The organism is Amycolatopsis sp. TNS106 (assembly GCF_019330265.1).
GTDB lineage: Bacteria > Actinomycetota > Actinomycetes > Mycobacteriales > Pseudonocardiaceae > Amycolatopsis > Amycolatopsis lurida.
In genome coordinates, this window is the sequence record NZ_CP024972.1 from 927,562 (window position 1) to 940,043 (window position 12,482).

Sequence of the window (12,482 nt, forward strand, 5' to 3'; positions counted from 1 at the left end):
GCCATGACTCGAATCGCCGCGTTCCTCGCCGCGGCCGCCACGGCTTTGGCGGCTTGGTTCGGCTACTCGTGGTGGGACGCGAGCCACGACGACGGCGTCGCTCGGGCGACGGTCCGCGAGGAGGCGTTGCAAGTGGGCAGACAGGCTGTCGCCGCTCTGACCACTTTGGACTATCGGCAGGCTGAGCAGGGCTACCAGAACTGGCTGAACCTGTCCGGCGGCGCGTTGCACGACGAACTGGCGCGCGACCGCGAAGGCGGGCTCGGCCGGATCGGCCAGGCGAAGACCGTCACCACCGGCCGGGTCGTCGACGCCGCGGTGACCGAAGTGGACAGTGGCGGCGGAACGGCCGAGGTGATCGCTTCGGTCGAACTCGAGGTGCGGCCCGAAGGCGGGGAAGCGGTGACCAAGCACAACCGGTTCCGCGCCGGCCTGAACCGGACACCGGACGGGTGGCGAGTCACGTCGCTCGGCCAGGTGCCGGTGACCGACACCGGAAAGCCCTGACGGAGGACGGGATGACCACGAAACGAGCCGTCAAACCGGCGCGGCGCGCGGTGAAGGTCGCCGGGAAGATGGGCGGTGGCACAAAGGTTCTCGAAGCGCCCGCCGAGGAGACCCCGGTCGTCGTCGCTCCCGTGCGGCGGCGGGGCGCGATGGTGTTCGGCGCGGTCGCACTCGTGATGGCGGGCCTCGCGGGGTGGTTCGCCATCGAGGCCAAGGACGCCACGGCTGTGCTGGCGCACAACACGGCGCTGACCGACGTCGCCACCACCGCTGAGGTGAGCGACCAGATCGGCAAAGCACTCGGCACGGTCTTCTCGTACCGCTACGACGATCCCGCCAAGAGCGAGCAAGCCGCGAAAGAAGTCCTCACCGGGCCGGCGCTGGGGCAGTACGACCAACTGTTCGCGCAAGTCCGTGGGCTCGCGGCGGAGCAGAAACTGGTCGTGACCTCGACCGCGGTGGTCTCGGGGGTGAAGGTCCTCGACGGGGACCGGGCGTCGCTGCTGGTGTTCCTGGACCAGACCGGTGTGCGCGGGGACGGGCAACGCAGTACCGGTGCGGCTCAGCTGAGCGTCAGTGCGGAACGGGCCGAGGGGAAGTGGCGGGTGACCGCACTGGCGGCGGCCTGACCGGTTCGTTCTGCGCGGGGTGTGTGGAAACAGGGACGTTGAGTGTCCCTATTTCCACACATCCCTCACTCAATGTCACTAAGGCCCCGCGAGGGAGACCGAGCGGGACGCGATCGCGTCGCGAAAGCCACTTTCGCGACGTCTGGTGTCCCGAAAGTGGCTTTCGCGACACCGCCCGCGCTCCGGAAGGCTCCGGGGGACTTCACGCGTGCCGTGCACGGGATCTCGGAAGGTTCCCAATGTCGCATTTGAGACGCTCAGCGTCTCAAATGCGACATTGGGAACACCCCGCGCTTCCACGGACCTCAAGTAGGGGCGGCCCGCAGGGCCAGGATCATCTCGAACCGCCGCTCAGGATCCCGCAGCCCGTCCGAGAACAACGCCTCCAGTTCCTGGGCGCGAGACCGCACGGTCTGCGGGTGCACCGCCAGCCGTTCCGCCACCTCGCGGACGTTCCCGCAGGTCTCCAGCCACGCCAGTAGCGTCCCCGCCAGCCGCGAATGCTGCTTCCCGGTCAACCCGGCCAGCGGCCCGAGGCGTTTCCGGACGAGCTCGGTCGCCAGAAACGGTTCCTTGAGCAGCCACAGACGCGAAAGATGGTCGACGCACCACGTCACGGGCTCGTCGGCGAGCGCGCCGGAGTCGACGAGCCGCAGGGCCTCGCGCGCGGCGCGCAACGAACGTGCCGCGAAAACGGGTGGGACGGCGGGCCCGATCGCGGCCCGCCAGCCGGTCAGTTCCTCGGCGAATCGGTCCCGTTCGTCCGGTTCGGGGGCCGGGAGCAGGAGACAGGGGGAGGCGCTCTCGAAGTCGGCCAGCGCCCTCGGCGCGGCTGTCGGTGCTTCGTCCGACGGCCGGTCGAGGGCGACGGCGACAAGCAGGTCCGGTAGTTGCCAGCGGGCCAGGTCGGCGGCGTGTTTGACGACGTCGGGCGGTGACGGCGGCTCGGCGAGCAGGAGTTCCATCAAACGGTGCCGCCGGCGCTCCAGAGCGCCGGCGGCCTTTTCCCGTGCCTCCGCATGACCCTCGACCGAGAGCGCCGACAACTCGTCGATGTAGGCGAAGATGGCTTCCGCGAGCAGGCACAGCGTCGCCGAAGGAACTCCCGCGCGACGGCCCGCTTCGGCCACCCGGCGCCAGGTCACCCTGGCGCCGACGCGATACGCCGCCTGGAGGACGTCGACGTTGCGGCCCTGCTGGAACTCCTGGACGCCCAGGCTCAGGAACACACTCCGGCGGTCCTCCGACGGCGCATCCGGGTTCCCGATCCGCTCCACGAACTGCAGGAACGCCATCTGGACGCCGGTCTTGAGCGCCTTCCCGAACGCGCCGTCCAGTGGTCGCGCGTAGTCGGGGATGGTCCGCTGGATCTCACGGACCACCTCCCCGGCCACGTCGGCCAGCACCGGTCTGAACACCGTCGCCAGTTCTCTCGGCAGCAACGCCCAGAGCTGCACCGGGCGCCCGCTCGGCCCACCCGGCCGGGCAGGCGTGAGCAGCGGACCGTACGTCGCCTCGACCCCGCTGCGGGCGTCCTGCGGTCGGGTCACCTCGTCACCTCGTTGTGAGTGGGAAACGCTGATCTGTCAGTCCTCCGCGAGCAAGGCCTCCGCGCGCAGGGCGATCTCCATGTCGAGCCGGTCGTCGGCGTTGTTCAACCGGTCGCCGAAGAGATCGATGAGCTGGTGCATGCGGTACCGGACGGTCTGGGGGTGGACCTTGAGTTTCTTCGCGATCTCCGGAGCGCTGCCCCGGGACTGCAGCCAGATCAGCAACGTCTCGCCGAGCCGCGCCCGCTGTTTGGGGGTGAGGTCGTCGAACGGGGCGAGGCTGCGCGTGCACAGTTCACGGACCAGGAACTCGTCCGCGAGCAGCCACAGGGTGGACAGGTGATCGCTGTACCGCGTGACCGGATTGTCCGGAAGAACCCCTCGCTGGATCAGCCGCAGTGTGCGGCGGGCCCACAGCAGGGAGCGCGGCGCTTCGGTGAGCCGCACGGCCGGGCCGATCACCGCGCGCCAGCCGGGTAGCCGTTCCGCGAGATCCTTCAGGTGCTTGTCCGGGTCGCCGGTGACCAGGCAGGGTTTGGGACCTTCGAAGTCGACGAGGACGTCGGCGTCCAGGTCGGCGCTGTCGGGGTCCAGCGGGCCGAGCCGTCGCTCCAGTGCGACGACCGTGATCTCGGTGGGCAGCGCCCACTGCGCGTTGGCGGCGTGGGACGCGATGGACTGCGGTGAGGACGGGGGATCGGAGAGCATCAGTTCGAGCAGCCTGCGCCTGCGTCTGGCTCTGGTGCCCGCGGCCCGCTCCTGCGCGGCCGTGTAGCCCTCGATGGACAGTGCGGAAATCTCGTCCACGTAAGCGAAAATCGCTTCGGCCGCGGTGCACAGGAGATCGGCGTCCGCTCCGATCGCCTGCCCGAACTCCGAAACGTGCCGCCACGCGACGCGGCCGCCGACCCGGTAGGCCGTCTGCAGGCAGTCGAGGCTGCGGCCCTCGTTGAATTCGACCTTCCCGAGGTTGCGGAACACCGCCGACCACTTGTCGAGCGGCGCTGTCCCCTGACCGACGGTATCGAGGCAGTGCAGGATCGCCTGCCGGATACCCTGCGTGATGATCTGTCCGAACGCGCCTTCCAACGGCTGCGCGTACTCGGGAACGGCTCGTTGCACCTCCTGCAGGATGGCTCGTGCCAAGGGGTCGGCCCGCGGCCGGAACCGCTCGCCAAGGTCTCTGGGCAGTGAAGCCCACAGTCCATTCGCACCGGTGCTGCGCACAGGTCGGTTCTCCACTGGGGTTCTCGGTGCCGGCGTGAAGGCGCGCGGTCGCTGGACCGGACCCGGTGGCTGGCGGAGCGGGGTGGCGGGGGGACGCACGCCGGGTTCGGGCCGTGCGGACCGCAGATCGTGCCGCGAGAATCCGGTATCCAAGTCGGTCATGTTTTTATCCTTGCTGGCAACAAAATCAGCCTCTTCAACGGTGAAGCCGATCCAGATTTTGTGGCTCACGCAACATAAAATCGCCCGGGTGCACTGTCAACGGCTGGCGGGAGCTTGATCGGCCACCTGGATGGACTACACCCGAACGGGTGGTCCGATCCGATGGTGGGTGACATTTAGGCAGGCCTGAGATGGCGTCCGGATGACAATTTTTCCGGGACGTTTCCGGGCGCTTCCGCCGCCTCGCTGGCGCGGATGAGCACCTCGACGACCTCGTCCAGGGTCAACCGGGCCGGCGCGGTCCCGGTGAGGAAGCGTTCGAGCTCGTCACCGAACCGGGCCGGGTCGGCCACATGTGGAAAGTGTTTCGCATTTTCGAACACCGTCAATCGGCTGTCCGGCAGCACTTCGGCGGTCTTGCGGCCGTGGGCGACCGGGATGAGCGGGTCGTGCGCGCCCCAGACGACGAGGGTGGGCACCTCCCGGGCGAGATAGAGCTTGTCGATCGCGCTCGCGCGCTGGCCCCTGAGGTCGATCAGGCTGCGCGCGATGAACAGGAACGCCCGTCGCCTGCCCGGGTCGGCCAGTGACGCGAAGTGACGGATCAGCTCCCGGGTCTCGGGAGAGAGCTTTCCGCCGAACGAGCGGCAGGCGGCGGCGATTCCGCGGGCGATCGCGACGGTCGCCGGGTTGACCGCGAGGGTGAGTGCCGCGTTGGCCCCGGGCAGCGCCGTCGCGCGCAGTACCGGGGTCACCTGTGGGCCGAGCCCGCCGCTGCCCACGAGCACCAGCCGGGCGCACATCTCGGGGAACTGGTAGGCGAACTGCATGGCGATCCCGCCGCCGAGGGAATGCCCGACGATGGTCGCGTGCCGGTTCCGGGTGAGCGCGAGGACGTCGCGGACCACGCTGGCCATCGCGCCGAGACCGTAATCGGCCCGAGGTGCGGCCGAATCGCCGTGGCCCGGCAGGTCGGGAGCGAGGACGTGACGCCCGAACCCGGTTCGCTCGAAGTGGTCGAGCAACGGGACCCAGGTCTCACTGCTGCCGGAGATCCCGTGCAGCAGCACGAGCGGCTCGCTCGTGGCGTCCTTTGTGGACGGAACGTATTCCCGTAGCCGGATTTCCCGCCCGTGCAGGGTCAGTGTGCGCGCTTCGAGGGCCATGTCCAGCCTTTCCGTTGTCAGGCGTCAAAATAACGTGTAGAACGCCGGGTGTGTCAGCGTGTCGCCGAACACGTCCGGCAATTGCGACCCGGGTGACAAGAATGCCGGGACAGACCCCGAGCCGGATGCCAAAACCGTGCGTGCGGGGCAATTGCGCATCGACTTTCTCCCGCTGTCCCGGTATTCAGGAAAGCGTCGGTAAACACCCGTAACGACGGAGAACGCGATGGCCTGCCGGGCGGACTTCCACGTCGATCAGCCGAGGGCGAAGCGTGCCCGCCGCGGCCTCCGCTGGGTGCTTCCCACCGTCCGGCCACCGGAACGCCGGGTCCGGCGGGTCAGCTCCCTGGCGTCCCTTCGGCGCGGCGGTGGGCGCGCATGAGCTGCCGCGCGCGGAGCGCGAGTTGCATGTTCAGCCGGTCGTCGGCGTCTTTGAGGCGGTCGCCGAACAGATCCTCCAGTTGACGGAGGCGGTTCCGCACGGTCTGCGGATGCACGCCGAGCCGCTGCGCGATCTCCGGCGCCCCGCCACGCGTTTCCAGCCATGCCAGCAGGGTTTCGCTGAGCCGCTCCTGCTGTTTTCCGCTGAGCGAGGTGAACGGGTCGAGGCTCTGCTTGGCGAGCTCGGCGCCGAGGAAGTCCTCGGCGAGCAGCCACAGCGTGGCGAGGTGATCCCGGCACCAGATGATCGGGCCGGGTGCCTCCTCGCTGTTCAGCAGTAGCGCACGGCGGGCGGTGCGGAGGGCGGCCGGGGCGTCGGCGAGCGGCACGACGGGGGAGACCGCCACCCGCCAGCCGTCCAGCGCGTCCTTCAGCGGGGCGAGATCGGTGTCCGGATCCGCCGTGAGCAGGTACGGCTCGGCCGTGTCGAGATCGGCCAGCACGGTGGTGTCCAGGAGGTGGCCGGGGAAGGCGGGAGCGCCGGGAGCGCGCTGCAGCGCCACCATGGCCGCGGCCCCGGGAACCCGCCAGCCGGCGCCGTCGGCGAGGCTGGCGATGCTGCACGCGGACCCTTCCGGCGCCTGAGAGATCAGTTCGAGCAGACGCCGTCGCCGGAGCGGGATCGCGCCCGCCGCCCTGGCTTCCGCCTCCTGGTACCCCTCGATCGTCGTGGCGCACAGTTCGTCGACGTAGACGAAGACGGATTCGGCCGCGAGCGCGATGACGTCGAGGCCGACACCGAGCCCGCGCACGATGGGCCGCATCGCCCGCCATGCCGCCCGTGCGCCGATGGTCACGCTGTCGTGCAACGGTTCCAGGCTGCGGCCCTCGGTGAATTCGATCCGCCCGCGCATGCGGTAGAAGTCGATCCAGCGGTCGTGGGGCACGTCCGGATCGCCGATGCACTCGACGTAGTGCCGCACCGCCCGTTCGCAGGAGACGACCAGGACACGGCCGAAGACACCGCGCAACGGTCGCGAGTACGCGGTGACCGAATGCTGCACCTGCTTGACCATGGCGGCCGCGGCGTGACCGGTATACGGACGCAGTTCTTCGCCGAGCGAACGCGGCAGCGTCGCCAGCATGCCGAAACCGCGGTACTGGACCACCAAGATCACCCTTTGATTTTCCTCGAAGCAGGGAAGGGAAACATGAATCCGTTTGCATAACCACGTCGGATCGACGGGAACGGTGCGGGCCGTTTGTACTGGATCGGCGGACGACGTGTACCCCGAATGTGACGTGGAATTTGCGACGGAAAGTCGCGACGCTCAGCCGCGTGACAACGAGCGGGCGTTTCGGTGTGACGTCTTTTGACACGGATGTGGCAACGGTTCTACGCTCCGTGCATTCGAGTGCGCCGGTGGCGCGCGGACGAAAGGGAATGGGTGCCCGTAATCGTCGGCCTACTTCACAGCGGGGGATCGCACACGTGAGCTGGCAGCCCGTTGGCGTGTTGTGGGAACGCCTGCCGAGGGAACTCGGTGACGCCATCCGTCCGCGGATCCCGGCGATCGCCCGGCACTGTGTCGAAGGCGTGGTGTCCGAGGTGAGCGAATGCGCCGAAGTGTTCAGCGACGGCGAGGCCCGTGCCGCGGCCGTCGAGCTGACCAGGCGCGGTATCGAACGCGCCATCGACCGGGTCGGTGTCCCCGAACTTCTGCAGAACGATCTCCTGGCGGATTTCCGCGCGCAGGGGCGGATCGCGTTCCAGCAAGGACTCAGCCGGGAAGCCGCACAGGCGGCGTTCCGGGTTTCGAGCCGGGTGCTGTGGCGTTCGATCGCCGCTGTCGGCCGCCAGCTCCAGCTGCCTGGCGACGTCCTCTACGGCGCGGCGGAATGCCTGTTCGGTGACGTCGTCGAAGTGACGATGGCGCTGACGGACGGGTACAACGCCGCCCAAGCCGAGGCGACGGGGCCCGCGGAGCAGCGGGCCAGGCTGTTCCGGCTGCTGACCGGTGGCTCCGGGTACAGCCAGGCCGACGCCGGCGCGCTCGCCGTCGCCATCGGCTGGCGGATCCCGGAACGGATCACCGCGGTCGTCTTCACCGCGGCGCCCGGTGCGCCCTCGTTCCCGCCGGGCCTGCTGCCCTCGGGGGTTCCGGTGGATCTGGTCTCCGACGCGCCCGGCGCGCTCGTGGCCTGTCCGGAGGCCGACCTCAGCGGGCTGCGGGACCTGCCGTCCGGCTGGTCGGCGACGGTCGGGGTGCCCGTCCCTGTCGCGCAGGCCGCCGAATCGTTCCGGATCGCGCGGCGCGCGGCAGAACTCACCCAGCGGGGCATGATCACGACGGTCGGCCCGGTGCTGTGGTGCGAGGAGCACATCACCACACTGCTGTTGCTCGCCGACGAGTTCCTGCTCGACCGGCTGGCCGGAGAGGCGCTCGAACCGTTGTCGGGGCTGGCACCGCGCCAGCACGACGAACTGGCGGCGACCCTGCTCACGCAGGTGCAGACGCGGGGGAGCGCACCCGAGATCGCCCGCAGGCTCGCCGTGCATCCGCAGACGGTGCGGGCGCGGTTGCGGCGGCTCACGGAGCTGTTCGGCGAACGGCTGGAGGATCCGGATCAGCGGCTGCGGATCGAACTGGCGCTGCGCGCCGAACGGCTGCGCCCCGCCGACGTCTGACGCGCCACCGGGAACACCCAGCGGCGGTAGCCCCACCAGCGGAACGCCGAACCCGCCGCGGTGCCCAGCAGCATCCCGCTGACGAAGTCGGCGATCTCTTGGACGAGGAAGCTGACTTCGGGCACCTCGAGCCGCAGGACGTAGCGTGAGATCAGCGGCGGGCACAGGGTGATCGTCACGGCGATCGCGTTCACGACGAGGAACAGCATCGCTTCCGGGAAGCCGCGTCTGCCGCCGCGGGTGCGGAACGCCCAGCTCCGGGACAGCAGATAGGCGAAGGCGGTCGCCACGACGGTCGCGATCGCGAGCGCCGTGACCGGTTTCTCTCGCAGGACGGTGAGTTTCAGCCCGTAGCCGACCACGAGCGTGAGCCCGAACGCGGCGAGGCCGACGGTGGCGAACCGGAGCAGCTCACGCCGCTTCCCGGCTCGCGCACCGTCGTCCACAAAGGATTTCGGAGCGGTTCCGAGCACCGCCCGCTCAGCAGTTCGACGTCGCCGGGGCGCCCGCGACCCGGTCCTTGAGGAAGGCGAGCACGTCGGCGTTGCCGGTGTAGACCGCCGTGATGTGGTCGGTGTCAAAAGCCTTCCAGGTCGTCTTGACGCCGGCGGTGCAGTAGGCCTTGCGCAGCGCCTCGGCCTGGGCGAACTGCACGAGCTGGTCCTGGGTGGCGTGGTAGAGGAACACCGGGACCTTCGGCGGAGTGCCGCCGAGCTTGTTCTCGTTGAGCCGCTTCACCCATTCCGGCCGCACGTACCCGGCGCTGGTCGTGTAATCGGCGATCTTCTGGTTCGCGTAGGTGGTGAGCAGCTCGAACGTGCACGCGCTCTTCTGCATCTCTGCCAGCTTCACACGGCCGTTGTCGCTGAGGAACGAGTCCAGTTTCAGTTCGGGATAGGCGTGGTCGAGGCCGATCAAGGCGTAGGCGAAGACGCCGAAACCGAACTTCCCGTCGAGTTGCAAGGTGACCTGGACGAGGTCCGCGGGTACACCGCCGGCGGCGACACCGACGAGGTTCAGCTCCGGCGCGTACGCGGGTTGCAGTTCGCCCGCCCAGGCCGCCGCCCCGCCACCCTGCGAGTATCCGCGGAAGAGCACCTTGGCGTCGGTGGAAAGGTTCGCCTCCGGCAGACGCTGCGCGGCGCGGACCGCGTCGATCATCGCCGGTCCTTCGGAGCGCCCGACCACGTACGTCGTCTTCGGATCCTGGCGATAGCCCTCGTAGTCGGTGAGCGCGACGGCGAATCCGGCGTCGAGCGCGTCGTCGAGGCCGGACTGCTCGTAGAAGGCGCCGATGTCGATCATCTTCGACGGCGTGCAGTGGAACGCCGGGCCGTGCGTACCGGCGCCGAACGAGACGATCGGCGCCTTCGCCGGGTCCACGTTCTTCGGCACCAGCACGGTCCCGGTCACCGCGTCCGGCCGTCCGAGGGCGTCGGTCGACAGGTACATGACCTGCCACGCGTTGACGGAATCCTTACGCGGACCGGCTTTCGAGACACGCGAGCGGATGATGTCACCCGGTTTGCCCGCCGGGAGCGGGGACGGCGGGGTGTAGAACGAGTCGTCGGACACCGCAGGGGCGGCGGAACTCGCCGGGCTCCCGCTCAGCACGGTCAGGAGACCGGCGGACAGGACGATCGCGAGTGCGACGGCGAGCGTCCGGCGGGATGGGCGGGGGAACGGGGTCGGCACGGCCGGGCCTCCAGGGCGGATGGACTGAATGTCGGATTCGGGTTGTTCGCGAGCGGGCCGGCCCCGGGCGTCGACGCGTTGCGAAAGCCACTTTCGCAACCTTGATGGTTGTGAAAGTGGCTTTCGCGACACCGCTTCCGCGCCGGGCACGGTACTCAGGCGCTGCCGCCGTAGACCTGGCGGCAGGTCGTGGACTCGGCGAAGGCGAGCTCCAGCTCGGGGTTGGCGCGCAGATGCTTGATGGGACCTTCCGGCTCGCTCAACCCGCTCATCGTGCTGTCGGCGTCGGCGACCACCTTCTGCAGGCTGGCCTGGTCGGTGACCTTCGCGTCCTGCATCCGCGTCAGGGTGGCGGACACCTTCGACTTGGTCTCGCCGAGCGTGGTGGTGGCCTTGTCCACAGCGGACTGTCCATCCGGAACCGGTGGCACACCGGCGTTCCGGATCCCGCCAGCCATGTCGTCGAGCGCGGCGGAAAGCGAGTTCAGGAAACCCACCATGGCGGTCTTGGTTCCCTGCGGGTCGGCGGGGTCGAACGCGGGCGGCTTGGCCAGCTTCGCCGAACCCGTCGCGACGCCGGAGCACACTTTGTCCACCCAAGCGAGCGCGGCCGGGTCGGCGTGCCTGCCGGCGTCGGCGGGTTCGTCGGACCCGCAGGCGCTCAACAGGACCGCCGCGGCGGTCGTGGAGACGGCGGCGATCGCGATTCGCGCTGCCGTGCGGCGCATTCTTTTCATGGTTTCCCCGTCGAATTCGGCGAAAGAGGGCCTGCCCCGCCCGCGACGAGCGGGATTCCGCGATGGTCGGCGGTGACCGGCTTGCTGAACCGCGAGGTTACTCACGAAAGATTCCGGCAAGCAAGGAGGCAGCGGGCTCGAAAAGGGTGATTGGCACGCGTGAGATAGTTTCCAGTGGTGTGATTGTCACTCTCGTCAGCGGTTCCGTGGGTGGTCTCGCCTGGCTCTGAACTGGGGAAACCCATGTGTCGCTTCTAGGAACCATCCGGTCGTACCGTGCCTGCGTGACAATTTACCCGCGACCGGTGAACTTTTCCGGCGAAGCACTTGATAGCGGTGTGGACGCGTCGTTAGTTTACTGTTTGGTTGCGATCCGTCAGACATCGTCGCTACCCGGAGAATTCTCTCGGGCCGATATTCATTGCTCTGGGGAATTGTACGCCGTTTCGTATCATCGTTGATACCACGGAAGGACGATCGTGAGTCACCGTAGAGGAACCAAGAAGGCGGTCGCCGCCGCCGCTGCCGGTGCCGTGGGGCTTGCCGCCGCGGTACTCGTGGTCGGGGCGCAGTCCAGTGTCGCCGATCCGATCTCGCTCCCGCTCAACTACCACTGCGACCTGCCGCTCGTGGGGTCGCAGTCGCTGAAGGTGGTGATCAACACCGATCTTCCGCTGTCGGTCAAGACCGGTCAGCCGACCGGCACGTTCGACATCAAGGCCGTTTCCACGATCAACGCGGACACGGTCAGCGGGCTCAACCTGATCGGTGCGACCACGCTGGAAGGACAGGCCGTCGCCGCGGCGACCGTGGCGGCACCGGGGCTCAACCTCCCGGTCAACGTCCCGAACGACATCGCCAAGCAGAACATCCCCACCTCGGGCGAGATGACGGTCAACGCGGCGGGCAAGACGCCTTCGCTGACCTTCAACCAGCCCGGCGAGGCGAAGATCACCGTGGGCGACCTGCGGCTGAAGGTCACCCCGCGCAAGGCCGACGGTTCGGTCACCGGCATCACGCCGGACGGCACGATCGACGCGCCGTGCACGCAGGATCCCGGTCAGAACAACACCCTGGCCACGATCAAGATCGGTGACGGCGGTGGCGGCACGACCACGCCCACCACCCCGACCACGCCCACCACCACCCCCACGACGCCGACCACGCCGACGACCCCGCCCACTACCACCACCCCCGGTGGCGGCGGGATCAAGTACGCGTTCGGCATCAAGGGGCAGACCGCGCTGAAGTCGCTCGGCAGCACCGCGGCGATCAACGGTGGCTTCGACGCGAACGTGGACCTCGCGTCGAAGACGTTCACCGGTGACCTGAAGCTCGACCCGTCGTCCACCCAGTTCAAGCTGTTCGGGTTCATCGACGGCCGTTCCGAGATCAAGGTCGAGCAGGTCGGCAAGCAGACCGGTGAGCTCGTCGGCACCGGGTTCAAGGCGCACATCAAGTTCAACGTGTTCCTGCCGAGCGTGCAGATCTTCGGGATTCCCATCAGCAACGACCCGAAGTGCGGCACGGTCAGCCCGTCCACCAGCGAGATGACCACCGGTCCGGACTTCGACCTGCTCAAGGGCGGGAAGCTCACCGGCACCTACTCGCTGTCCGCCCTGCAGAACTGCGGTCAGCTGAACGACTGGGTCAGCGCGTTCGCCAAGAGCGACGGCAACACGCTCGATCTGAACCTCACCAAGAAGTAAGTCAGGCAGCCGGTCCCCGTCGCGTTCCGT

At 68.6% G+C, this 12,482-nt stretch carries 11 protein-coding genes; 4 read left to right on the plus strand and 7 right to left on the minus strand.

What is annotated here, in order from left to right; translation table 11 throughout:
* The first annotated feature begins 3 nt into the window (after positions 1 to 3).
* Complete coding sequence (locus tag CVV72_RS04320) at positions 4 to 507, plus strand: hypothetical protein (protein WP_219151137.1); 504 nt, start codon at positions 4 to 6, stop codon at positions 505 to 507.
* 11 nt (positions 508 to 518) lie between these two features.
* Positions 519 to 1,136: a hypothetical protein gene (locus CVV72_RS04325; RefSeq protein ID WP_219151138.1), complete on the plus strand. Its 618-nt coding sequence runs from the start codon at positions 519 to 521 to the stop codon at positions 1,134 to 1,136.
* Positions 1,137 to 1,441: 305 nt separating this feature from the next.
* On the opposite strand, the gene CVV72_RS04330 is transcribed toward CVV72_RS04325, so the two are convergent.
* From CVV72_RS04330 to CVV72_RS04345, 4 genes are all read right to left on the minus strand, one after another.
* Positions 1,442 to 2,686, minus strand: a complete 1,245-nt coding sequence (locus CVV72_RS04330) for a CdaR family transcriptional regulator (RefSeq protein WP_219151139.1) — start codon at positions 2,684 to 2,686, stop codon at positions 1,442 to 1,444.
* A 36-nt stretch (positions 2,687 to 2,722) separates the two neighbouring features.
* Entirely contained in the window at positions 2,723 to 3,913 is a 1,191-nt protein-coding gene (locus tag CVV72_RS04335; RefSeq protein WP_034315108.1) for a helix-turn-helix domain-containing protein, read from the minus strand.
* Between the two features lie 338 nt (positions 3,914 to 4,251).
* Positions 4,252 to 5,241 carry an alpha/beta fold hydrolase gene (locus CVV72_RS04340; RefSeq protein ID WP_219151140.1) on the minus strand — a complete coding sequence of 330 codons (990 nt, stop codon included), beginning with the start codon at positions 5,239 to 5,241 and terminating at the stop codon, positions 4,252 to 4,254.
* Between the two features lie 338 nt (positions 5,242 to 5,579).
* Positions 5,580 to 6,800 (minus strand): helix-turn-helix domain-containing protein, encoded by a 1,221-nt coding sequence (locus CVV72_RS04345; protein WP_219151141.1) that lies wholly within the window; start codon positions 6,798 to 6,800, stop codon positions 5,580 to 5,582.
* 314 nt (positions 6,801 to 7,114) lie between these two features.
* Between CVV72_RS04345 and CVV72_RS04350 the strand changes: the two genes are divergently transcribed.
* Complete coding sequence (locus CVV72_RS04350; protein ID WP_219151142.1) at positions 7,115 to 8,311, plus strand: helix-turn-helix domain-containing protein; 1,197 nt, start codon at positions 7,115 to 7,117, stop codon at positions 8,309 to 8,311.
* On the opposite strand, the gene CVV72_RS04355 is transcribed toward CVV72_RS04350, so the two are convergent.
* The 3 genes from CVV72_RS04355 to CVV72_RS04365 all read right to left on the minus strand — a co-directional run bounded on the left by CVV72_RS04355 (position 8,251) and on the right by CVV72_RS04365 (position 10,734).
* Positions 8,251 to 8,784, minus strand: a complete 534-nt coding sequence (locus tag CVV72_RS04355; protein WP_255632509.1) for a GtrA family protein — start codon at positions 8,782 to 8,784, stop codon at positions 8,251 to 8,253. The two genes, CVV72_RS04350 and CVV72_RS04355, sit on opposite strands and share 61 nt — an antisense overlap.
* Positions 8,785 to 8,791: 7 nt before the next feature.
* Positions 8,792 to 10,006 carry a lipase family protein gene (locus tag CVV72_RS04360; RefSeq protein WP_219151143.1) on the minus strand — a complete coding sequence of 405 codons (1,215 nt, stop codon included), beginning with the start codon at positions 10,004 to 10,006 and terminating at the stop codon, positions 8,792 to 8,794.
* A gap of 155 nt (positions 10,007 to 10,161) precedes the next feature.
* Positions 10,162 to 10,734, minus strand: a complete 573-nt coding sequence (locus CVV72_RS04365; RefSeq protein WP_219151144.1) for a hypothetical protein — start codon at positions 10,732 to 10,734, stop codon at positions 10,162 to 10,164.
* Between the two features lie 488 nt (positions 10,735 to 11,222).
* Here CVV72_RS04365 and CVV72_RS04370 point away from each other — a divergent pair, with 488 nt between their 5' ends.
* On the plus strand, positions 11,223 to 12,452 hold the full coding sequence (locus CVV72_RS04370; RefSeq protein ID WP_219151145.1) for a DUF6801 domain-containing protein: 1,230 nt from the start codon (positions 11,223 to 11,225) through the stop codon (positions 12,450 to 12,452).
* The last annotated feature ends 30 nt before the right edge of the window (positions 12,453 to 12,482 follow it).